Annotated in this window: 18 protein-coding genes and 1 pseudogene; 8 read left to right on the forward strand and 11 right to left on the reverse strand. The window is 72.8% G+C overall.

The genetic code is table 11. The features are described from left to right. Nucleotides 1-5 precede the first annotated feature (5 nt). A complete protein-coding gene (locus tag ACWEQO_RS01010; RefSeq protein ID WP_452977489.1) occupies nt 6-581 on the reverse strand; it encodes a hypothetical protein in 576 nt (191 codons plus the stop codon). 180 nt (nt 582-761) lie between these two features. Between ACWEQO_RS01010 and ACWEQO_RS01015 the strand changes: the two genes are divergently transcribed. Continuing rightward, nucleotides 762-1,880, forward strand: coding sequence for a hypothetical protein (locus ACWEQO_RS01015; RefSeq protein WP_452977492.1), 1,119 nt, complete (start codon nt 762-764; stop codon nt 1,878-1,880). Between the two features lie 254 nt (nt 1,881-2,134). Here ACWEQO_RS01015 and ACWEQO_RS01020 read toward each other — a convergent pair whose 3' ends face one another. Next, complete coding sequence (locus ACWEQO_RS01020) at nt 2,135-2,899, reverse strand: nucleotidyltransferase family protein (RefSeq protein WP_452977495.1); 765 nt, start codon at nt 2,897-2,899, stop codon at nt 2,135-2,137. Between the two features lie 156 nt (nt 2,900-3,055). Here ACWEQO_RS01020 and ACWEQO_RS01025 point away from each other — a divergent pair, with 156 nt between their 5' ends. Together ACWEQO_RS01025 and ACWEQO_RS01030 are read left to right on the forward strand one after the other, a co-directional pair. Next, nucleotides 3,056-3,478, forward strand: a complete 423-nt coding sequence (locus ACWEQO_RS01025; protein WP_452977498.1) for a RidA family protein — start codon at nt 3,056-3,058, stop codon at nt 3,476-3,478. Further along, nucleotides 3,478-3,961 (forward strand): annotated as a pseudogene (locus tag ACWEQO_RS01030) (GNAT family N-acetyltransferase). Before ACWEQO_RS01025 ends, ACWEQO_RS01030 begins: the two are co-directional and overlap by 1 nt. Nucleotides 3,962-3,970: 9 nt before the next feature. On the opposite strand, the gene pip reads toward ACWEQO_RS01030, so the two are convergent. After that, nucleotides 3,971-4,936 carry a prolyl aminopeptidase gene (pip, locus tag ACWEQO_RS01035; protein ID WP_452978438.1) on the reverse strand — a complete coding sequence of 322 codons (966 nt, stop codon included), beginning with the start codon at nt 4,934-4,936 and terminating at the stop codon, nt 3,971-3,973. 32 nt (nt 4,937-4,968) lie between these two features. After that, nucleotides 4,969-5,727: a uracil-DNA glycosylase gene (locus ACWEQO_RS01040; RefSeq protein WP_452977501.1), complete on the reverse strand. Its 759-nt coding sequence runs from the start codon at nt 5,725-5,727 to the stop codon at nt 4,969-4,971. Between the two features lie 124 nt (nt 5,728-5,851). Between ACWEQO_RS01040 and ACWEQO_RS01045 the strand changes: the two genes are divergently transcribed. Further along, the gene (locus ACWEQO_RS01045; RefSeq protein WP_452977504.1) at nt 5,852-6,319 is read left to right on the forward strand and encodes an RNA-binding S4 domain-containing protein; all 468 of its coding nucleotides are present in this window, start codon (nt 5,852-5,854) and stop codon (nt 6,317-6,319) included. 49 nt (nt 6,320-6,368) lie between these two features. On the opposite strand, the gene ACWEQO_RS01050 is transcribed toward ACWEQO_RS01045, so the two are convergent. Next, nucleotides 6,369-7,079 carry a class I SAM-dependent methyltransferase gene (locus ACWEQO_RS01050; RefSeq protein WP_452977507.1) on the reverse strand — a complete coding sequence of 237 codons (711 nt, stop codon included), beginning with the start codon at nt 7,077-7,079 and terminating at the stop codon, nt 6,369-6,371. Between the two features lie 121 nt (nt 7,080-7,200). Here ACWEQO_RS01050 and ACWEQO_RS01055 point away from each other — a divergent pair, with 121 nt between their 5' ends. Next, a complete protein-coding gene (locus ACWEQO_RS01055; protein WP_452977510.1) occupies nt 7,201-7,464 on the forward strand; it encodes a DUF6343 family protein in 264 nt (87 codons plus the stop codon). A 42-nt stretch (nt 7,465-7,506) separates the two neighbouring features. Here ACWEQO_RS01055 and ACWEQO_RS01060 read toward each other — a convergent pair whose 3' ends face one another. The 4 genes from ACWEQO_RS01060 to rpsA form a co-directional block, all read right to left on the reverse strand. Next, nucleotides 7,507-7,887, reverse strand: a complete 381-nt coding sequence (locus ACWEQO_RS01060) for a tetratricopeptide repeat protein (protein ID WP_361450771.1) — start codon at nt 7,885-7,887, stop codon at nt 7,507-7,509. A gap of 50 nt (nt 7,888-7,937) precedes the next feature. Next, nucleotides 7,938-8,558: a dephospho-CoA kinase gene (gene coaE / locus ACWEQO_RS01065; protein ID WP_361450768.1), complete on the reverse strand. Its 621-nt coding sequence runs from the start codon at nt 8,556-8,558 to the stop codon at nt 7,938-7,940. 49 nt (nt 8,559-8,607) lie between these two features. Beyond that, nucleotides 8,608-9,546 (reverse strand): PAC2 family protein, encoded by a 939-nt coding sequence (locus ACWEQO_RS01070; protein ID WP_361450765.1) that lies wholly within the window; start codon nt 9,544-9,546, stop codon nt 8,608-8,610. A 235-nt stretch (nt 9,547-9,781) separates the two neighbouring features. After that, nucleotides 9,782-11,281: a 30S ribosomal protein S1 gene (gene rpsA, locus ACWEQO_RS01075; protein WP_361450762.1), complete on the reverse strand. Its 1,500-nt coding sequence runs from the start codon at nt 11,279-11,281 to the stop codon at nt 9,782-9,784. Between the two features lie 414 nt (nt 11,282-11,695). Here rpsA and ACWEQO_RS01080 point away from each other — a divergent pair, with 414 nt between their 5' ends. Together ACWEQO_RS01080 and hrpB are read left to right on the forward strand one after the other, a co-directional pair. Further along, nucleotides 11,696-12,517 (forward strand): class I SAM-dependent methyltransferase, encoded by an 822-nt coding sequence (locus ACWEQO_RS01080; protein WP_361450759.1) that lies wholly within the window; start codon nt 11,696-11,698, stop codon nt 12,515-12,517. Between the two features lie 4 nt (nt 12,518-12,521). Next, nucleotides 12,522-15,092 (forward strand): ATP-dependent helicase HrpB, encoded by a 2,571-nt coding sequence (gene hrpB, locus ACWEQO_RS01085; RefSeq protein WP_452977517.1) that lies wholly within the window; start codon nt 12,522-12,524, stop codon nt 15,090-15,092. Nucleotides 15,093-15,116: 24 nt separating this feature from the next. Here hrpB and ACWEQO_RS01090 read toward each other — a convergent pair whose 3' ends face one another. Continuing rightward, a complete protein-coding gene (locus tag ACWEQO_RS01090) occupies nt 15,117-16,925 on the reverse strand; it encodes a lytic transglycosylase domain-containing protein (protein ID WP_452977520.1) in 1,809 nt (602 codons plus the stop codon). 275 nt (nt 16,926-17,200) lie between these two features. Between ACWEQO_RS01090 and ACWEQO_RS01095 the strand changes: the two genes are divergently transcribed. Next, on the forward strand, nt 17,201-18,061 hold the full coding sequence (locus ACWEQO_RS01095; RefSeq protein ID WP_452977523.1) for a DUF4184 family protein: 861 nt from the start codon (nt 17,201-17,203) through the stop codon (nt 18,059-18,061). A 478-nt stretch (nt 18,062-18,539) separates the two neighbouring features. Here ACWEQO_RS01095 and polA read toward each other — a convergent pair whose 3' ends face one another. After that, on the reverse strand, nt 18,540-21,266 hold the full coding sequence (polA, locus tag ACWEQO_RS01100) for a DNA polymerase I (RefSeq protein ID WP_452977526.1): 2,727 nt from the start codon (nt 21,264-21,266) through the stop codon (nt 18,540-18,542). Between the last annotated feature and the right edge of the window lie 112 nt (nt 21,267-21,378).

Genomic DNA, 21,378 nt, shown 5'->3' on the forward strand with positions numbered 1-21,378 from the left:
CCCCTCTATTCTCTGATGTGGTTGTAGCTGACCACTGCGGCCCTGCTCCCCTTCGTCACGACCAGGACCTCGTACACATCGGCGCCGGACTCGAAAGCGAATCGATAAGCGGACTCGTTCACTTCGTAGTCCTGTTCGCGAACCTCCAACGGCTCGTCCGCCGAGAGTTCGAATTCCTTGATCAGTTCCTGACGGGCCAGATCCAGCAGGACGGAGCGCTTCAGCCTGGGCTCGCCCTTCTCGTCGTTCGCATCCTTCTCGTCCTTCACGCCCTTCGCGCCCTTCCTGTCCGGTCCTCCCAGGGACTCCGCCCGCGCCGGGGGGAGTTGCCTGCCACCGGAGCCGCCCGCCGCACGGTCCGACCCGGCGTTCCGCTTCTCGCGCCACCAGGACTTCGCGTCCTGAAACGACCGCCAGCCCATCCACGCGACCGCTACGGCACCGACGCCGTCCCCCGCCGCGTGCAGCCCTTCATGCCATCCGGAGGAATCATCACCGCCGCCTCCGTCCGGTGTTACAAGTCCAGCCATATGACCCGCCCGAACAAAATCGAGCACGGCCGGATCAACTTCGCTCAACATTTGCCTGAGTCTTTCCGACGTCATGGCGCGCCCCCCTTCACCCGGCCGCACTGCGGCTCCGCTTTCAGGTCGTTCCCCCTCTTGAGATGGGTTAATCGCCTTATACTGCGGGCATATTCCCTTTCCCGTGAGAAGCACAATGCACTCTCGGCACACCGGAAACCGTCCCCGGGAGTTTTTATGACTGCACGGGAATACCGAGCCCAGCTGGAGCAGGCGAGGAGAGGGCAGGCAAACGCCGAGCGGCGGGCGGCCTCGCTCCGGCAGAAGGAGGCGACGGCCCGCGCCGCCGCCGCTCAGCAGCGTTCCTCCGCGGCCCGGACGCGCGGCACCGGCATCCGCGACAGCAGACTCCGCACCGCCGTTCGGCGCGAGAAGGAGGCCAACACCGCGGCGCGGGAGGCGGCACGCTGGGAGGCCCGCGGCGCGCGCCACAGCAAGCGGGCCGCGGCGCTGGACGTGCTGTGGGCCGAGGCTGAGGCGGAGGAGCGCGAGGCCGTGGAGACGGTGCTGCGGCAGGAACGGCGGGAGGCGATGCTGCAGATCGCCTCCGAACAGGCACGGCTCGACGCACGACTGACCCTGACGGAGGGGACGATGAACGACGTTCTGAGGCATCTGCGCACACCCAAGCCGGAACCCCTGCGAGTCCTGATGCTCGGCGCGGCGGCGGGCGGCGACCTGCGCATCGCTCGCGAACAGGCACGCATCCGCGCGGCGGTGGAGCGGGCGCTGCACCGCGATCTGCTGGAACTGGACGCCCGTCCCGCCGCGACGGCCGACCACCTCCTGGACGGCCTCACCCGCTTCAAGCCGCACGTCGTGCACTTCTCGGGGCACAGCGCGGAAGACCTCGTCGTCTTCGAGCAGGACGTCGACCACTTCCACGACGGCGCCGTCGTCTCCGCCGGGGCCTTCGCCCGCGCCATCGCCGCCGTGGACGAGCAGCCGCTGCTGGTGCTGCTCAACTCCTGCGACTCCGCGCCCCAGGCGGCCCGTCTGGTGGACACCGTCCCGCTGGCGATCGGCATGTCGGCGTCCATCGGGGACATCGACGCGATCACCTACGCGGCACGCTTCTACGCCGCCGTCGCCGACGGCCAGTCGATCCGCTCGGCCCACGCCCAGGGCCGGGTGGCGATCGAGATGGCGGGCCTCCTCGACCACGACCTGCCCACCCTGTTCCACGCCGACGACGTCGACCCGTCGACCGCCGTCCTCGTCGTACCACCCATCACTCCCCCGCCCCTACCCCCACTCCCGACAGATGAGAACCCCGAGCCCGTGGCCGGCCCATGAGCGTTCACCTGCGTACTCGCTCATGAAGGAGTGTGTTTCCGGCCAGGTCGTCCACCAGATGGCCCGGGAAGGGAGGCGGCCGGGTCGCCCTCGGCACTCTGATGAGCTTGTTCCGCTTCAAAGGGCTCGAGTACCAGCGCATGGTCATCACCAACGTCAGCGAGGTCCGGGCCCTGTACGGCGGTGATCCCTCTGCGGGACATCGGCGCACTGCGCCACCGCCGGGAACTCCAACGCGCCCGCTCCCTGTGGAGTCAGCGCGGTGAAGCCGCGAACAGTGCCTCCGCATCGGCGACGGCAGCGGTGAGCGACTCCGGACTGTTCCGCATCCTGGCGACGATGTCGTCCACACACCGCAGTTCTGCGCGCTCGAGCAACCGCTTTTCGTTGGTGACCCACTCGCCACGCGCGGCCAGCACGGCGTGCCCGGTGTGCAGGGCCGCTGTGGCGATGGCCCCGGCGACCTCGGTGAGGCGGCCGTTCGGGGCGTGGTTCGCGGCAGCGTAGGCGAGGGTGGCGGTGGCCGTGCCGTACCAGCGGGGCGGGGCGGTCTCGCGCAGGGCCCGCGGGTAGGCGGCGGGGCGGGGGAGGCCGCCGCGCAGCACCTTGTTGATCGCGAGCTCCGCCACGAGCAGGTACGCCGGGATGCCGGCGAGGTGGAACATCAGCGGCTCCACCCGGAAGCGGCCGTGTTCCGCTTCGGTCAGCTCGTGCTCGACGACGTCGAGGTCACGGTAGTGGACGTCGACGCGGCGCCCGTCGACGGTCAGCCAGGCGCCGCCGTTGAAGACACCGCCACCCCAGCCGCCGATCGCGGACACCTCGCCCTCCCAGCCGACGGCGCGCAGGTCGTCCGGGTCGAAGGCTCCCCGGTAGTAGACCGCCAGGTCCCAGTCGCTGTCCGGCCGTTCGGTGCCCTGGGCGCGTGAGCCGCCGAGGGTGACGGCCCGGACGCCGGGGAGGGCGGCGAGCCGGTCGGCGGTGCTGTCCAGGAAGGCTCGGTCCGGGTGGGCAGGCACTGCGGTGGCTCCTGACGGCCGGAGGGTCGGGGAGGGGTCGGCAAGAAGGATAGAGGGGCCGACCTGGCGCGGTCGAAGGGAAATTCGGATGCGGTGCCGGGGTGGGGGCTCCCATGATCGGGGGTTGTCCGCCGTCCCGTCGTTCGGAGAGCCCCCGTGATCCAGCGCGTCACCGTCCCGAGTCTCTTCCCGCCCCCCGTCTACTCCCACGCCTCCGTCGTCGAGGTCGGCACCAGACTGGCGTTCCTCGCCGGGTCCGTTCCACTCGACGCCGCCGGGAAGCTCGTCGGGGAGGGAGATCCGGTACGGCAGGCCGAGCGGGTGGTGGCCAACCTCGAAGAGCAACTGCGCGCGGTGGGCAGCGACTTGCAGCATGTCGTAGTGACGGACGTGTACGTCGTGAGCAGTGAACCCGCGGTGCTCTCCGCCGTGTGGGACGTGGTGGAGGCGTCCGGGCTGAGCACCGGGCCCCACTCGTCGACCCTGATCGGTGTGGCCTGCCTCGGCTACACCGGGCAGCTCGTCGAGATCACCGCGACGGCCGTCGTCCCGGACACGACGACGCCGGCGGTCTCCTGATGACCGACGACCGGGCCGTGATGCTGCGCCGAGCCGTTTCGCCCGACGACGCCGACGCCGCGGCCGACGTCTGGCTGCGGTCCTTCACCGCCGCGCTGCCGAGCGTGGTCCGGCCACGGACCGACGACGAGGTGTACGGCTACTTCCGGCACGTCCTCGTGCCGCTGCGCGAGACATGGGTGGCGGAGGCGGAGGACGGTGGTGGCGTGGTCGTCGGGGTGATGGTGCTGGAGGGCGAGGAGCTGGCGCAGTTGTACCTCGCCCCCGAGTGGCGCGGGCGCGGGCTCGGCGACCGGTTCGTCGCGCTGGCCAAGGAGCGCCGCCCTGAAGGGCTTTCCCTGTGGACCTTCCAGGTCAACGAACCCGCGCACCGCTTCTACGAGCGGCTTCTACGAGCGGCACGGCTTCGAGGCCGTGGGGTGGACGGACGGCAGCGGGAACGAGGAACGGGAGCCGGACGTGCGGTACGTGTGGCGGCCGTAGGGCGGCTCGTCAGCCGTGGGGGCGCGCGTACCGGTCGGTCGCTGCCACCAGTACGTCGTTCCCGGTCGCTCCGGCATCGTGCCCCGCCTCGTCCACGATCACCAGTTCGCTGTCCGGCCAGGCGTGGTGGAGGCGCCAGACGGTGCCGAGGAGGTTGCCGAAGTCGAGGCTGCCCTGGACCAGGGTGCCGGGGATGCCCTTCAGCAGGTGCGCGTCGCGGAGGACCACGCCCTCGTCGTTGCCCTCGCCCAGGAAGTGGTCGTGGCCCCAGTAGTGGGTGACGGTGCGGGCGAAGCCCCTGCGGAACTCCGGGTCCTCGAAGCGGGCGACCGAGCCGGGCGGGGCGGGGATCGTCGCCGTCTCCCAGTCGGTCCAGGCTCGCGCGGCCCGTTCCCTCACCTCCGGGTCGGGGGACTCCAGCAGTCTGCTGTACGCGGCGGCCGGGTTGCCGTCGCGCTCGTCGGCGGGCAGTTCGGCGAGGAAGCGGGCGAAGGCCTCCGGGAAGATCTTCCCCAACCCCCGGGTCAGCAGGGCCACCTCGGGGTCGGAACCGGTGGCCACCGCCGTCAGCACCAGCTCGGACACCACCCCGGGGTGCGTCTGCGCGTACCGCAGTCCCAGGACCGATCCCCAGGACGCGCCCCACACCAGCCACCGCTCGATGCCCAGGTGGGTACGCAGCCGCTCCAGGTCGGCCATGAGGTGTGCGGTCGTGTTGACGCTCATGTCGGTGGCGGGATCGGCGGCGTGCGGGGTCGAACGTCCGGCGCCGCGCTGGTCGAGCAGCACGATGCGGTACGCGGCCGGGTCGAAGTAGCGCCGGAGGGTGGGGCTCGCGCCGCTTCCCGGTCCGCCGTGCAGCACCAGCGCGGGCTTGCCGTGCGGGTTCCCGCAGGTCTCCCAGGACACGCGGTTGCCGTCACCGACGTCGAGCATGCCGTGGTCGTACGGTTCGATCTCCGGATACAGGCCCATCGCGGCACCGTAGCGGACCGTGCCGCACGGGCTCATCGCCATTTCCTCGTGGGCAGCCCCGCCGCCTCGGCTGCCGTGCACAGCACCTCCCGGAGCATTTCAGGAGTGAGTTTGCCGGTGAAGGTGTTGCGCTGGCTCACATGGAAGCAGCCGAAGAGGTGCAGGCCCTCGCGGTCCGAGGCCGGGAGCGTGACGTGGGCGCCGTGGGCGAAGGCCGGGCGGGGGCGCGGCACGGTCCAGCCCGCCTCGGTGAGCGCGGGCAGCACGGCCTGCCAGCCGAAGGCGCCGAGGACGAGCGCGGCCCGCAGCGTCGGCCGCAGCAGCCGCAGTTCCCGGACCAGCCAGGGCCGGCAGGTGTCCCGTTCGCCGGGGGTCGGCTTGTTGGCGGGCGGGGCGCAGTGCACGGGTGCGGTGACGCGGACGCCGTACAGTTCCAGGCCGTCCCCGGCGTGCGTGGAGGTCGGCTGCGAGGCGAGTCCGACATCGTGCAGCGCCTCGTACAGCACGTCGCCGGAGCGGTCCCCGGTGAACATCCGGCCGGTGCGGTTGCCGCCGTGCGCGGCGGGCGCCAGCCCGACGATCAGCAGCCGGGCGTCCGGCGGCCCGAATCCCGGCACCGGCCGGCCCCAGTACGTCCAGTCGGCGAACGCGGCGCGCCTGGTGCGGGCGACCTCCTCCCGCCAGTCCACCAGCCGCGGGCAGGCGCGGCAGTCGGTGATGCGCCGGTCCAGGTCGAGAAGGCCCGGGAGGTCGTCGGCGCCGGTCGGGCCGGGGAGACCGCTGGGATGCATGGCTCCACGGTAGGGCGGGCCGGTGCCGCCCGTCCGCCGCTGCCGGTGCCCCGGGCCGCGAAGCGTCCTGGTCCCGGCGGAATCCCCTCTCGCTCGCTCGTCCCGGGCGGCTAAGGTCGGGAGCATGGCTTCCGAGGACCCGAAGACCGCCGCCGCTGTGGCCGCTGCCGAGGCTGCCGGACCGCAGGCCGGCGAGACCGTTCGCACCGACAGCTGGATCTGGTCCGTGCGCCTGCTCAAGACGCGCTCCCTCGCCTCCACCGCCTGCCGGGGCGGCCATGTGCGGGTGAACGGCGAGCGGGTGAAGCCCGCGCACTCCCTGCGCGTCGGTGACGAGGTGCGGCTGCGGCACGAGGGCCGGGAGCGGGTCGTCGTCGTCAAGCGGCTGATCCGCAAGCGGGTGGGCGCCCCGGTGGCCGTCCAGTGCTACGTCGACAACTCCCCGCCGCCCCCGCCCCGGGACGCCGTCGCCCCCGCCGGTGTCCGGGACCGCGGCGCGGGCCGCCCGACCAAGCGCGACCGCCGCGAACTGGAACGCCTGCGAGGCCTGGGAGGCCCCGGCGTCCCCGGCGGACCGGCGCCGCGCCCCTGAGCGGACGGCGCCGGTCCGGGCCGGACCCACCGTGATCGGGGCGGGCGGTTCACCGCGTCCCCGGCGGCGCCGCCGCCCTCACCCAGATCCCGTCCTTCGTCAGATACCGGTCCACCGCCAGGCCCGCCTCCTCCAGCGCCTCCTCGAACTGCTCCTTCGTCAACGGCCGCGACCGGAACGTCTGCGTCCATACCGCGTCCGGGAACACGTACTCCGCGTGCACGGAGTCGACCCCGTCGCCGACCGGCTCGGCCGACACGATCCGCACGGTGAAGCCGGCCGGGTCCACCCGCTCGCGCGGCAGATCCGTGTGGTGGTCCTCGCCCTCCCGCTGGATCAGTACGCACCCTCCCTCCGCCAGGTGGCGCGCACAGGTACGCAGCAGCCCTCGCCGTACCTCCGGGTCGCCCGCGTGGACCAGGAACGACGCGAGGAGCACCACGTCGAACGTCTCGTCCAGCCGCAGCTTCTCTATGGGGCTGCATATGGTCCGGGCCCCGCGGACGCGCTCCAGCATCTCGGCGGACTCGTCCACCGCGGTGACCTGGAACCCGCGCTCCAGCAGTGCGTGGGTCATGCGCCCCACCCCGCTGCCCAGTTCCAGGATGCGCGCGCCGGCCGGAACGGCGGCGGCGATGATGTCCGGCTCGTCACCGACGGGCAGCCGCGAGTACAGCTCCACCGCGCAGCCGTCCGGGGTGATCGCCCCGGGGCCCGTCCCCTTGTGTCCCTCACGTCCGTCACTCGTTCTCAGCTCCATGTCCGCCCAACGGACCGGCTCCGCACACCCGTTCCCCTCCTCCCTGGCCGCACCCGAACGAGTGAGGAGGCCGTCTCTCGCCGTCCTGGCGTACGGTGAAGTCGGGAGTGGTGGTGACGAGATGCGTACAGGCAGTGAGCCGAGGACCGCGCGCAGTGCGCTGCGCGCGCGGCTCTGGCTGAGTGTGTGGGGTGAGGTGTGGACGGTCGCCGGGACCGTGGCGTTCATGCTCTCCGGCCACCCGGGCTGGGCACTCCTGTGCGGGGTGCTGTGGCTGGTCGTCACGATCGATCTGATCGTGGTCGTCCGGCACCTCCGTCAGGGGCCGCACTACCAGCCGGGCCGCGACGTCCCCCCGTACGAACCGCCCGGAGGCCCGTGGTGACCGCGTGACCGTGTGGACCGGCGGCGGCGCGGGCGGCCCCGCTCAGGTGTCGAAGCTCGCGGCCTTCAGGTACTCCGGGTTCGGGTCCAGCGCGGCGGCCAGCCGGAAGTGGCGCCTGGCCGGGTCGGGGCGGCTCTGCCGCTGGTAGGTGCGGGCGAGCGCGAAGTGCGCGAAGGCGTTGTCCGGCTCGCGCTCCAGGACGATGGAGAACTCGAGCTCGGCCGGCCTCAGCTGGGCCGCCGCGAAGAAGGCACGCGCGCGCAGCAACCGCGCCGCGGTGTTCTCCGGGTACGCGTCGATGACCCCGTCGAGCAGCTTCACCGCACCCCGCGGGTCCCGCGAGGCGAGCAGGTGCTCGGCGGCGCGGAAGTCGATGACATGGGTCTCTGGCGTCCGTCCGGTCGAACCACTGAGCTCGGGCACAGCCGCATCCTTCCCTCGTCGAACCGGTGCAACGCCCCGGCCGGGGGTGCCTATTCCCGCGCGGGCCCGCGGACCGCCCGCTCCCTGCGGACGAGTTCGGCCCACACGTCCTTCACCCGCCGCGCCAGTTCCTCCAGGGGGACGTCGTTGTCGATGACGATGTCCGCGATCTCCCGGCGCTGCTCGCGCGTCGCCTGGGCGGCCATCCGCGCGCGTGCGTCCTGCTCGCTCATGCCGCGGCGGCCGGTGAGACGGTCGAGCTGGGTCTCGGCGCTCGCGTCGACCACGATCACGAGGTCGTAGCGGGGGGCGAGGCCGTTCTCCGTGAGCAGGGGTACGTCGTGGACGACGACGGCGTCCTCGGCGGCGGCTTCCTCCAGCTCACGGGAGCGGGCACCCACCAGGGGGTGGACGATCGAGTTGAGGACGGCGAGCTTCTCCGGGTCGGCGAAGACGATCGACCCCAGCCTCGGCCGGTCCAGGCCGCCGTCCTCGGCGAGTACGCCCTCGCCGAAGGACTCCACGACCGCCGTGAGCCCGGGTGTCCCGGGCGCGACGACCTCGCGCGCGATGCGGTCCGCGTCGATCAGCACGGCCCCGCACTCGACGAGCAGCCGCGACACCTCGCTCTTACCGGCTCCGATCCCGCCGGTCAGGCCCACCGTCAGCATGACCCGAAGCTTAGGGCCTGCCACCGGCGGCGACGGTGGCGGCCCTGTCTCAGTTCTCGCCCTCGCGCTCCGCGAGGAACCGCTCGAACTCGAGCCCGATCTCGTCCGCCGACGGGATCTCCACCGGTTCGGCGAGCATGTTGCCCCTGGTCTCGGCGCCCGCGGCGGCGTCGTACTGGTGCTCGAGGCCCTGGATGAGGGCCGTGAGCTCCTCGTCGCCCTCCCGGACCTGGCGGTCGATCTCGGTCTGCGTGCGGTGGGCGGCGGTGCGCAGGGAGTGCGCCACACCCGGCAGGACCAGGCCGGTCGCGGCCGTGATGGCCTCCAGGGCGGTCAGTGCCGCGTCCGGATAAGGGGAGCGGGCGATGTAGTGCGGCACGTGCGCGGCGACGCCCAGCACGTCGTGTCCGGCCTGCATGAGCCGGTACTCGACGAGTCCCTCGGCGCTGCCGGGCACCTGCGCCTCCTCGAAGGGGCCGGTGTGGCCCGGGACGAGGTCGGTGCGGTTGCCGTGCGGGGTGATGCCCACCGGCCGCGTGTGCGGTACGCCCATCGGGATGCCGTGGAAGTTCACCGAGAGGCGGACGCCGAGCCGCTCCACGATCTGCCGCACCGCGGCGGCGAACCTCTCCCACTCGACGTCCGGTTCGGGCCCGGACAGCAGCAGGAACGGCGCCCCGGTGGCGTCCTGGACCAGCCGCACCTCGAGGGCGGGCACCTCGTAGTCGGTCCACCGGTCGCGGGTGAAGGTCAGCAGCGGGCGCCGGGCCCGGTAGTCGATGAGCCGGTCGTGGTCGAACCGGGCGACCACCTGGTGGGGCAGCGAGTCGAGCAGCCGCTCGGCGATCTGGTCGCCGGTCTCGCCCGCGTCGATGTACCCGTCGAAGTGGTAGAGCATGACAAGTCCGGCCGATTCCTGGGCGAGCGCCATGTCGACGACAGCCAGCCCCTTCGGCTCCCATGCGTACAAACCCTGCGGATCAAGCACCGTGACCGCTCCTCCTCATGTTCCTAGGGGACAACGTGACGCGCGGCACCGGCATTCCCGGACGAGGACAACTCCCCGAGGGGCGCGGGGCCGTGTCGGCATGCGGCTCCGCCGCGCGGACGCGGCGGGCCCCACCGGCCCGCGGGCGGCGCGCGGGGCCGGAGCGCAGCACTGAGGGGCCGCACCTCGAAAGGTGCGGCCCCTCAGTTACCGGCTAGAACTCAGCGACCGGAGGTCAGCTCTGGCCGCCGGCCAGCTTCTCGCGCAGCGCGGCCAGCGCCTCGTCCGAGGCCAGGGCGCCGGAGCTGTCGCCGCCCTCGGAGGAGTACGAGCCGCCACCGGACGCGGCCGGAGCCGCACCCGCGGTGTCGCCACCCTCGGCAGCGGCCTTCTCGTCCGCCTCGCGGGACTTGATGACCTGCGCCTGGTGCTGCTCGAAGCGGGACTGCGCCTCGGCGTACTGGGTCTCCCACGCCTCGCGCTGAGCCTCGTAGCCCTCGAGCCAGTCGTTGGTCTCGGGGTCGAAGCCCTCGGGGTAGATGTAGTTGCCCTGGTCGTCGTAGGACGCGGCCATGCCGTACAGGGTCGGGTCGAACTCGACCGCCGTCGGGTCGGCGCCGAAGGCCTCGTTGGCCTGCTTCAGCGAGAGGCTGATGCGACGGCGCTCGAGGTCGATGTCGATGACCTTGACGAAGATCTCATCGTTGACCTGGACGACCTGCTCCGGGATCTCCACGTGGCGCTCGGCCAGCTCGGAGATGTGCACCAGACCCTCGATGCCCTCGTCCACGCGGACGAACGCACCGAACGGAACCAGCTTCGTGACCTTGCCGGGCACGACCTGGCCGATCTGGTGGGTGCGGGCGAACTGCTGCCACGGGTCTTCCTGGGTCGCCTTCAGCGACAGGGAGACACGCTCGCGGTCCATGTCGACGTCGAGCACCTCGACGGTGACTTCCTGACCGACCTCGACGACCTCGGAGGGGTGGTCGATGTGCTTCCAGGACAGCTCGGAGACGTGCACCAGGCCGTCGACGCCACCCAGGTCCACGAAGGCACCGAAGTTGACGATCGAGGAGACGACGCCGGAACGGACCTGACCCTTCTGGAGGGTGGTGAGGAACGTCTGGCGGACCTCGGACTGGGTCTGCTCCAGCCAGGCACGGCGGGACAGGACCACGTTGTTGCGGTTCTTGTCCAGCTCGATGATCTTCGCCTCGAGCTCCTTGCCCACGTAGGGCTGGAGGTCGCGGACGCGGCGCATCTCGACCAGGGAGGCCGGCAGGAAGCCACGGAGGCCGATGTCGAGGATGAGACCACCCTTGACGACCTCGATGACGGTACCGGTGACGATGCCGTCCTCTTCCTTGATCTTCTCGATGGTGCCCCAGGCACGCTCGTACTGGGCGCGCTTCTTCGAGAGGATCAGGCGGCCTTCCTTGTCCTCCTTCTGGAGAACAAGGGCTTCGATCTCGTCACCGACGGCGACGACCTCGTTGGGGTCGACATCGTGCTTGATCGAGAGCTCGCGGCTCGGGATGACACCTTCGGTCTTGTAACCGATGTCGAGCAGGACCTCGTCCCGGTCGACCTTCACGATGACGCCGTCGACGATGTCGCCGTCGTTGAAGTACTTGATCGTCTCGTCGATCGCTGCGAGGAAGGCTTCCTCGTTACCGATGTCGTTGACCGCAACCTGCGGGGTGGTGGCGGTGGTCTCGGTGCTGCTCGTCATGTGGGAAAGGGCTCCGGTACGGACAGAGAGTCGTAGGTACTGCTACGCCGGAGCCCGTTTCGCTCTGTAGAAGCCGGACAGCAAAGGAAGCGCCGTTCCAACACCGGTGTCCCGGTGGCGCCTCGAGAACCGAGGGGACATACAACAGATGCGAGCGCAGCCTGCTATGTCTGAGGTGCGCAGGCCCGCAGCGCAACTTGTAGCATACGGGGGCAGCCGGGCAGGGTCAATGCGCGAAGGCCCCCACCCGGGGCGGATCGCCACATAACCGGCACAATTCCCCCTTCCGGGGGTAGTGCCGCACGTCAGACGCCGCCTCGAGGCCGCCCGAGACCCGCGCCGGACCCGCACCACGCAGGACCCCGCGCGCCCCCTGTGGCGACAGCCGGGGCAACTTGACGGAAGAGTACGACGATGGAGCCGATCATCCAAGAGCCCGAAGCGTCCGAACCCGAGGCGACCCGACGGGACGCGGGCGTCGCCGAGAGCTCCCGCGCCAACCGGGGCTGGTGGGACCGCAACGCGGACGAGTACCAGATCGAGCACGGCACGTTCCTCGGCGACGAGCGCTTCGTGTGGTGTCCCGAGGGGCTGGACGAGGTGGAGGCCGAGCTGCTCGGCCCGCCGGAGGACCTGAAGGACCGCGACGTCCTGGAGCTCGGCGCCGGCGCGGCCCAGTGCTCGCGCTGGCTGGCCGCGCAGGGCGCGCGTCCGGTGGCCCTGGACATCTCGCACCGGCAACTGCAGCACGCGCTGCGCATCGGGGGCCCGTTCCCGCTGGTGTGCGCCGACGCGGGCGCCCTGCCGTTCGCGGACGGCTCCTTCGACCTGGCCTGCTCGGCGTACGGGGCGCTGCCCTTCGTCGCCGACCCGCGGCTGGTGCTGCGCGAGGTGCGCCGGGTGCTGCGGCCCGGGGGCCGGCTCGTCTTCTCCGTCACGCATCCGATCCGCTGGGCGTTCCCGGACGAGCCTGGCCCGGAGGGACTGAGCGTCTCCGGTTCCTACTTCGACCGCACGCCCTACGTCGAGCAGGACGAGCAGGGCCGCGCGGTGTACGTGGAGCACCACAGGACGCTGGGCGACCGCGTCCGCGACATCACCTCCTCGGGCTTTCGCCTGGTGGACCTGGTGGAACCGGAGTGGCCGGAGTGGAACACCTCCGAGTGGGGCGGCTGGTCCCCGCTGCGCGGCCGGTTGATCCCGGGCACGGCGATCTTCGTGTGCGTACGGGACTGAGTGCGTGGTCCGGCACGACGCTCTCGACGCCCTCCCGGTGCGCGAGGCCCTTCCCGCGCTGACCGACGCCCTGGAGACGCACGGCACCGCCGTTCTCGTCGCACCGCCCGGCACCGGCAAGACGACCCTCGTGCCGCTGGTGCTGGCCGGGCTGGTCGGCGGCGGGCCCGCGCGGCGGGTGGTGGTCGCTGAGCCGCGGCGGATCGCGGCGCGGGCGGCGGCCCGGCGGATGGCCTGGCTGCTGGGCGAGCGGGCCGGCGGGTCCGTGGGGTTCACGGTGCGCGGGGAGCGGGTGGTCGGGCCCCGCACGCGGGTGGAGGTCGTCACGACCGGCGTGCTCCTGCAGCGGCTGCAGCGGGACCAGGAACTGACCGGAGTGGACGCGGTGGTGCTCGACGAGTGCCACGAGCGGCATCTGGACGCGGACACGGCGGCGGCGTTCCTGTGGGACGTGCGCGAGACCCTGCGGCCGGAGCTGCGCCTGGTGGCCGCGTCGGCGACGACCGACGCGACGGGCTGGGCACGGCTGCTGGGCGACGCGCCCGTGGTCGAGGCGCACGGCACGGCCCATCCGGTGGAGGTGGTGTGGGCCCCTCCCCCGCGGCCGGTACGGCCGCCGCACGGCATGCGGGTCGATCCGGCGCTGCTGACGCATGTGGCGTCGGTGGTGCGGCGGGCGCTGGCCGAACGGGACGGCGACGTCCTGGTGTTCCTGCCCGGCGTGGGCGAGATCGCCCGGGTCGCCGCGCAGCTGGGACAGCCGGGGGAACTCGGGAGGGCCGAGGTGCTCCAGGTCCACGGGCGGGCGCCGGCCTCGGTGCAGGACGCGGTGCTGGCACCCGGGCAGCGGCGCCGGGTGGTGCTGGCGACCTCGGTGGCGGAGTCGTCGCTGACGGTCCCGGGGGTCCGGGTGGTCGTGGACGCGGGGCTCGCGCGTGAGCCCCGCGTCGACCACGCGCGCGGGCTGAGCGCGCTGACGACGGTACGGGCCTCGCAGGCGGCGGGCAGACAGCGGGCGGGGCGGGCCGGACGTGAGGCGCCGGGCGCGGTGTACCGCTGCTGGGCGGAGGCCGAGGACGTGCGGCTGCCCCGGTTCCCCGCCCCCGAGATCAAGGTGGCCGACCTGACGGCGTTCGCGCTGCAGGCGGCCTGCTGGGGCGATCCGGACGCCTCCGGGCTCGCGCTGCTCGATCCGCCGCCGCGCGGGGCGATGGCGGCGGCCGGGGCCGTCCTGACGGCGATCGGGGCCGTCGGCGCCGACGGGCGGGCCACGGAGCGGGGCACGCGGCTGGCCCGGCTGGGCCTGCATCCCCGGCTGGGGCGGGCGCTGCTGGACGCGGCACCGGTGGTGGGCCGCGCGCTCGCCGCCGAAGTGGTCGCGCTGATCGGCGAGGAGGCGCCGCGCGGTTACGGGGACGATCTCGCCGATGCGCTGCGTGCCGCGCGGCGCGGGGACGACGCCTGTGCGCAGCGGTGGCGGGCGGAGGCGCGCCGGCTGCGGTCGCTCGCCTCGGAGGTCTCCCCAGCGGTCTCTCCGGAAGCCGTCCGCGCCACGCCGCCCGCGCCGGGGGGCTCAGTGGGTGGGAAGGGCTGGAAAAGCGGTGAGGACGCCCGGATCGGGCTGGTGGCCGCGCTCGCGTTTCCCGAGCGGATCGCCCGCGCGGAGGGCGGTTCGTATCTGATGGTGTCCGGGACGCGGGCCGAGACCGGCGAGGACACCCGGCTGCGGGGCGCTCCCTGGATCGCGGTCGCCGCCGCCGACCGGCCGGTGGGGCGGGGGCACGCGCGCATGCGGCTCGGCGCGGTCGTCGACGAGGAGACCGCGCGGTGGGCGGCCGGGCCCCTGCTGGGGACGCGCGAGGAGGTGCACTGGGCCGACGGCGATGTCGTCGCCCGCCGGGTCGAGCGGCTGGGGGCAGTGGAGCTGGCGGTACGGCCCCGCGCCGACGCGGAGCCCGCCCTCGTACGGGCCGCGCTGCTGGACGGGCTGCGGCAGGAGGGGCTCGGGCTGCTGCGGTGGCCGGCGGGAGCGGTCGTGCTGCGGCAGCGGCTGGCCTTTCTGCACGGCCGGCTCGGCGACCCCTGGCCCAAGGTGTCCGACGACGCCCTCTACGCGCGCGCGGCGGAGTGGCTGGAGCCCGAGCTGAGCCGCGCCCGGCGCCGGGCCGACCTGGCGCGGATCGACGCCGGCCAGGCCCTCGGCAGGCTGCTGCCGTGGGCGTCCGGGCAGGCCGCCCGGCTGGACGAGCTGGCCCCCGAGCGGATCACCGTCCCCAGTGGGTCCGCGGTCCGGATCGACTACTCCGAGGCCGGGCAGCCGGTGCTCGCGGTGAAACTCCAGGAGATGTTCGGGCTCCAGGAGACGCCGCGGGTGGCCGGGGCGCCCCTGCTGGTGCATCTGCTCTCCCCGGCCGGGCGGCCCGCCGCCGTCACCTCCGACCTCGCCTCCTTCTGGCGGGACGGGTACAAGGGCGTGCGGGCCGAGCTGCGCGGCCGTTACCCCCGGCACCCGTGGCCCGAGGATCCGGCCGCCGCCGCACCGACCCGGCACACCAACGCGCGGCTCGGACGGTGACCCCGCTCCTGCTCCGCCGTCCGGCTATGAGCCGGCGGTGGGGCCGGGGGAGGCCGTCCCGGCGGCGGCCACGGTCAGTTCGACCGTGAGGGTCGCGCCGCCTGCGGTGGTGATGCGGAGCAGGAAGGTGCCGGTGGTGTCGTCCGCGTGGAGCTGCGGCAGCGTCAGGAGACCGTCCGCGTCCGTCTCCAGGTCGCTCAGGGTGCGGACGGCCTTGCCGTCGTCGTCCTCGAAGTAGGGGCCCTCGTCGTTGACGGCCGGGTCGTCGGCCGACGTGATCAGCGTGGCGGTGGCCGCGACCCTGCCGGCCGGGGCGCCGTCGTGGGTGGCCCGTACCTCGAGGCGGTGGGCGAACTCGCCGCCCGGGGTGCAGGTCAGTTCCTCGTCATCGGTGCGCACGACGGTGTCGGCGGTGCGTTCGGTGACGGTGGCCCGGTGGTCGAGGCCCGGGACGATGCGGCCGACGACGGTGGCGCGGACGGTGACCTCGCCCGTCTTCTCGCCCGCCCGGAGCACGGGCGCCACGGCGACGCCGGCCCGGTCGGTGACGACGGTGGCCACGCTCTCGCCGCCGGTGAAGGTGGTGTCGGTGTCGCCGAGGACGGTGAAGCGGATCCGTACCTTCGCGACGGCCTTTCCGTCGTCCGTCTCCGCGCGGACGCGGATCCTCTCGGTGAACGCGTCGCCCGCCCTCGCGGTGAGCTTGCCCGTGCCGGCGCTCTCCAGGTGGTCCACCGTGTCGGTGGGCGTGGGGGGCCTGCTGGACGGCGGCGCCGCCGGGGGCTGTGTCGTGCCGGGCGGTGTGCCCGGCGGTGTGCTCGGCGCGCCCGGGGAGGAGGCCGGCGGCTTGGGGCCGGGGCTGCCGCCGCCCGGCTTGTCGGAGCCGGTGCCGGGCTTCGGCGTCGTGCCCGGGGTCGACGGGGTGGTGCCCTGCGGCGTCGACGGTGACGACGGCGTCGATGGCGTCGACGGTGACGGGGAGGGGCGCGTGGTGCGGTCGTCGCTGCGGGCGCCGGGCAGGGTGCCGGTGCCGTCCGGGATCTCGTGCGTGCCCTTGCGGTAGTACTCCAGCCACGACAGGACGGTGTTCAGGTAGTCCCTCGACGGGTTGTAGCTGAGGATCGCCTTGTCGAGGTCCGCCCGGTCGGACAGGTCCCAGCCGAAGCGGCACAGGTAGTGGCCGGCGGCCAGGGCGGCGTCGTAGATGTTGTTGGGGTCCTTGCGGCCGTCGCCGTTGCCGTCGCGGCCCGCCCACGCCCAGGTGGACGGGATGAACTGCATGGGGCCGACGGCGTTGTCGTAGGCGCTGTTGCCGTCGTACACGCCGTTGTCGGTGTCCCGGATGAGCGCGAAGCCGTTGCCGTCGAGCTGCGGGCCGATGATCGGGGAGAGGGTGGTGCCCTCGGCGTCGACGCGCCCGCCGCGGGCCTGACCCGATTCCACCTTGCCGATGGCGGCGAGCAGTTGCCAGGGCAGGTTGCAGCCGGGCTTGGACGCGCGCAGCGCCGCCTCGGCCTTCTTGTAGGCGTCGAGGACGGTCGCGGGTATGCCCGCCTCGGAAGCGCCCGGCGTGAGCGGGTCGGTGCTCGCGGACGGGGAGGGTTTGGGGCTGTTGAGCGGCGGCAGGTCCGTGTAGTAGGGCGAGTTGCCGGTCGCGCCGGGGCCGTCGGCGCTCTCCTCGGGCGCCGTGGCGGCGTCCGAGGCGGCCCGTCCGCCAGGGTCGTCGATCGTCGCACCCGGAGCCTGGGACGCGGACAGGGCCGCCACCGCGGCCGCCGCCACGGCGGTGGTTGCCGCTCCCTTGCGCAGCCTCCTGCCGAAATGCGCCGCCATAGAGTGAACCCCTCCCCACGGACACCGGAGCATCCGTCAACGTCTGTCACACTCGCCCGGTTGTGACGATCCGGTCCGCCCGCCGGTTGCACCTGACACGGCGGCTCTCGCGACCCTACGGCAACTTCCTTTGCCCGCACACCCGTTCATGCCCGGTATTCACCGGTTGGCCACAGTCCTCCCCGCGCGGACACGGACGGCGGTGCCGCGCGTACTGTGGTCCGCCGAGCACCGGGACCGACCGGCCCGGTCAACGAGCCCTCCGAGGAGCCGAGTTGCCCTTCACATTGAGCCATGCGGCGGCGGTCCTGCCCGCCGTACGGACCGACGGGACCGGCCGGGGGCCGCTGGTGCCGGCCGTTCTCGTGGCGGGCAGTCTCGCCCCGGACCTGACCTACTACGCGGCCAGCGTCCTGTCCGGAGCGATGGAGTTCGGGGACTTCACCCACTCGTTCCCGGGCGTCCTGACCGTGGATGTGTGCATCGCCTGGGCGCTGGTGGGTCTGTGGCTCCTGATCCGCGAACCGCTCGTGGCGTTGCTGCCGCGGCGCCGGCAGGGGCGGACGGCCGCCCTGCTGCGCTGCGGCACGCCACCCGCGCGCGTGCGGGCCTCCCTGGTGGCGCGCTGGTACGTCTCGGCCGTGCTCGGTGCGCTGACGCATGTGGTGTGGGACGCGTTCACCCACCTCGACCGGTGGGGGATGCGGGTCTTTCCCGTCCTGGGACGGGAGGTCGCCGGCTCACCGCTGTACTGGTACCTGCAGTACGGCGGTTCGGCGGTGGCCGCGGTGGTGATCGTCGTGTTCCTGGCGCGGGCGCTGAAGCGGGCGGCGCCCCGGCCCGTGCCGGCGGGGGTGGTGTCGCTGTCCGCGGCCGACCGGTGGGGGGCCGCCGCGCTGCTCGGCGGCTGTGCGCTGGTGGGTGCCGTGCACCGGGCCTCGCGGTGGTGGGACTACTGGGGTGCGACCGCGAAGCCCTGGGAGCTGATCCCCACGGTGTGTTTCGGGGCGGGCGCCGGGCTCGTGGTCGCGCTGCCGCTGTACGCCGTGGCGGTCAGGGCGCTGCGTCCGGTCCCGGCCACCGGGGACCTTGATGACGCCGGTATGGGGCGGCCGAGCCGTACGGCCGCGCGCTGAGGGGCTCTCCGGCCGCCACGAACACGGTGACGGTACGGACGGGGCGGGGACGGGGCAGCAGGGTGAGGGCGAGCGCCAGATAGCTGCGGGTCAGCTCGGCCCACAGCCGCCACGGGGGCGGTTCGCCGGCACCGGGCGACGGGACGGACGGTGCGGCGCTCCCGCGGCCGGTGCACCATCGGCCGACGCGGCGCAGCGCGGTCGTGAGGGGGACGGGAGTACGGGCGGTACTCGCGGTGGCCGCGAAGACCGGAACCGGCGAGAACGCCTCGAGGGTGGGTCCGTCGGCGTCGGTCGGCGGGGGCCCCGCTCTGCGGTGAAGCATGCGTATACCCATGCCCCGCATCCTGGCGCCCGGCCCCCGCCACGGCCCGCCCGCGAGGTCCACGCGAGTGAGACCCCTCAAGGAACAAGGGCAAGGACGGGGTCGTCACGGAGGGCACCCTCCGTGACGACCCGCCGCCTCCGCCCGGCAGGGCTAGTGCGCTGCCGACTCCCAGTCCGGGCCCGCGCCGATCGAGACGCCCAGGGGGACGCGGAGCCGGACCGCGGCGGCCATCTCCCGGCGGATCAGCTCTTCCGCGGCCGGGCGCTCGCCGGGGGCGATCTCCAGGACGATTTCGTCGTGGACCTGGAGGAGCATCCGGGACGTGAGGTCCGCCTCGCGCAGCGCTCGGTCCACGTTCAGCATGGCGATCTTGACGATGTCCGCCGCCGTGCCCTGGATCGGCGCGTTCAGCGCCATCCGCTCGGCCGCCTCGCGGCGCTGGCGGTTGTCGCTGTTGAGGTCGGGCAGGTAGCGCCGGCGGCCGAAGAGGGTCGCCGTGTAACCCGTGGCCCGAGCCTCGTCGACCACGCGGCGCAGGTAGTCCCGCACCCCGCCGAACCGCTCGAAGTACGCGTCCATCAGGGCGCGGGCCTCGGCCGCCTCGATGTTCAGCTGCTGGGAGAGGCCGAAGGCGGACAGTCCGTACGCGAGGCCGTACGACATCGCCTTGATCTTGCGGCGCATCTCCGCGTCGACCGCGGACTGCTCGACCCCGAACACCTGCGCGGCGGCGGTGGTGTGCAGGTCCTCGCCGGAGGTGAACGCCTCGATGAGTCCGGCGTCCTCGGAGAGGTGGGCCATCACCCGCAGTTCGATCTGGCTGTAGTCCGCCGTCATCAGCGACTCGAAGCCCTCTCCGACGACGAACCCTCGGCGGATCGCGCGGCCCTCGTCGGTGCGGACCGGGATGTTCTGCAGGTTCGGGTCGGTCGACGACAGGCGGCCGGTGGCGGCGACCGTCTGGTTGAACGTGGTGTGGATGCGGCCGTCCGCGGCGATGGTCTTGATCAGCCCCTCGACGGTGACGCGCAGCTTCGCCTGCTCGCGGTACCGGAGCATGATCACCGGCAGTTCGTTGTCGGTCCGGCCCGCCAGCCAGGCCAGGGCGTCGGCGTCGGTGGTGTAGCCGGTCTTGGTCTTCTTCGTCTTCGGCAGGCCGAGTTCACCGAAGAGGACCTCCTGGAGCTGCTTGGGCGAGCCCAGGTTGAACTCGTGTCCCGCCGCCGCGTGCGCTTCCTGCACGGCCTGCTGGACGGCGCCCGCGAACATCTGCTCCATGGACTCCAGGTGGGCCCGGTCCGCCGCGATGCCGTGCCGCTCCATGCGGGCCAGCAGGACGGACGTCGGCAGCTCCACGTCCCGCAGCAGATCCGCGGCGCCCACCTCCTTCAGACGGTCCTCGAAGGCCTCGCCCAGGTCGAGGACCGCGCGGGCCTGCACCATCAGCGCCTCGGCCTCGGCGGTGTCGTCCGCGCCGAAGGCCAGTTGGCCGTCGGCCGCGGCGGCGGGCGCCAGCTCGCGGTGGAGGTACTCCAGGGACAGCGCGTCCAGGTCGAAGGAGCGGCGGCCCGGCTTGACCAGGTAGGCGGCGAGCGCGGTGTCCATGGAGACACCCCGGATGCTCCAGCCGTGCTCGGCGAAGACCCGCATCGCGCCCTTGGCGTTGTGGAACACCTTGGGCCGCTCCTGGTCGGCGAGCCATGCGGCGAACGCCCGCTCGTCGCCCTCGTCGAGCTCGGCCGGGTCGAACCAGGCGGCCGGTCCCGCGGCCGCGGCCAGGGCGATCTCGGCGACCGAGCCGGTCCCCAGCGCCCAGGCGTCGACCGTGGCGACGCCGAGGGGCGCGGTGCCGTGCTCGGCGAGCCAGCCGGCCAGCTCGCCCGCGCCCAGGACGGTGCCCTCCAGTTCCACCCCGTCCGCGACGACCGGGGCGGTCTCGGACTCCTGCGCGCCCGGATCGACGGCGAAGAGCCGCTCACGCAGCGACGGGTTCCTGATCTCCAGGGTGTCCAGGATCATCGCGACGGCCTTGCGGTCGTAGGCGGTCCGCTCCAGGTCGGCGACGTCCCTGCCCAGCTCGACCTCTCGCTCCAGCTCGGTGAGGCGGCGGTTGAGCTTGACCGACTCCAGGTGGTCGCGCAGGTTCTGCCCGGCCTTGCCCTTGACCTCGTCGGCCCGCTCGACGAGCTGCGCGAAGGAACCGAACTGGTTGATCCACTTCGCGGCCGTCTTCTCGCCGACGCCGGGGATGCCGGGCAGGTTGTCGGAGGGATCGCCGCGCAGCGCCGCGAAGTCCGGGTACTGCGCGGGGGTCAGCCCGTACTTCTCGACCACCTTCTCCGGGGTGAACCGGGTCAGTTCGGAGACGCCCTTGGTCGGGTACAGCACCGTGGTGTGCTCGGAGACCAGCTGGAAGGAGTCCCGGTCGCCGGTGACGATCAGCACGTCGAAGCCCTCGGCCTCGGCACGGGTGGCGAGCGTGGCGATGACGTCGTCCGCCTCGAAGCCCTCGACGGCGAAGCGCGGGGCGCTCATCGCGTCGAGCAGCTCACCGATCAGCTCGACCTGTCCCTTGAACTCGTCCGGTGTCTTGGAGCGGTTCGCCTTGTACTCGGGGAACTCCGCCGACCGCCAGGTCTTGCGGGAGACGTCGAAGGCCACCGCGAAGTGGGTGGGCGCCTCGTCGCGCAGCGTGTTCGCCAGCATCGACGCGAAACCGTAGATCGCGTTCGTCGGCTGGCCCGCCGCGGTCGTGAAGTTCTCCACGGGCAGCGCGAAGAACGCGCGGTAGGCCAGCGAATGCCCGTCCATGAGCATCAGTCGCGGACGGCTCTCGCCGGAGGTCTGGTCGGTCTTCTTCGCTGCTGTCTCTGCCACGCCCCCGATCCTGCCACGCGCCACTGACACTCGGCCCCGCCCCCGTACCCCGCGGCCCCCGCGGCTGCCCGCGCTCCGAACCCCTCGGCGTCCTTCGGTGTCCTTCGGCACC

The organism is Streptomyces sp. NPDC004051, from assembly GCF_053604275.1.

Excerpts from the sequence above, each read along its gene's own strand:
- ACWEQO_RS01010 (WP_452977489.1), bottom strand. The coding sequence starts at position 581 with ATGTTGAGCGAAGTTGATCCGGCCGTGCTCGATTTTGTTCGGGCGGGT.
- ACWEQO_RS01015 (WP_452977492.1), top strand. The coding sequence starts at position 762 with ATGACTGCACGGGAATACCGAGCCCAGCTGGAGCAGGCGAGGAGAGGG.
- pip (WP_452978438.1), bottom strand. The coding sequence starts at position 4,936 with ATGGGCCTGTATCCGGAGATCGAACCGTACGACCACGGCATGCTCGAC.
- ACWEQO_RS01040 (WP_452977501.1), bottom strand. The coding sequence starts at position 5,727 with ATGCATCCCAGCGGTCTCCCCGGCCCGACCGGCGCCGACGACCTCCCG.
- ACWEQO_RS01045 (WP_452977504.1), top strand. The coding sequence starts at position 5,852 with ATGGCTTCCGAGGACCCGAAGACCGCCGCCGCTGTGGCCGCTGCCGAG.
- ACWEQO_RS01050 (WP_452977507.1), bottom strand. The coding sequence starts at position 7,079 with ATGGAGCTGAGAACGAGTGACGGACGTGAGGGACACAAGGGGACGGGC.
- ACWEQO_RS01055 (WP_452977510.1), top strand. The coding sequence starts at position 7,201 with ATGCGTACAGGCAGTGAGCCGAGGACCGCGCGCAGTGCGCTGCGCGCG.
- coaE (WP_361450768.1), bottom strand. The coding sequence starts at position 8,558 with ATGCTGACGGTGGGCCTGACCGGCGGGATCGGAGCCGGTAAGAGCGAG.
- rpsA (WP_361450762.1), bottom strand. The coding sequence starts at position 11,281 with ATGACGAGCAGCACCGAGACCACCGCCACCACCCCGCAGGTTGCGGTC.
- ACWEQO_RS01080 (WP_361450759.1), top strand. The coding sequence starts at position 11,696 with ATGGAGCCGATCATCCAAGAGCCCGAAGCGTCCGAACCCGAGGCGACC.
- ACWEQO_RS01090 (WP_452977520.1), bottom strand. The coding sequence starts at position 16,925 with ATGGCGGCGCATTTCGGCAGGAGGCTGCGCAAGGGAGCGGCAACCACC.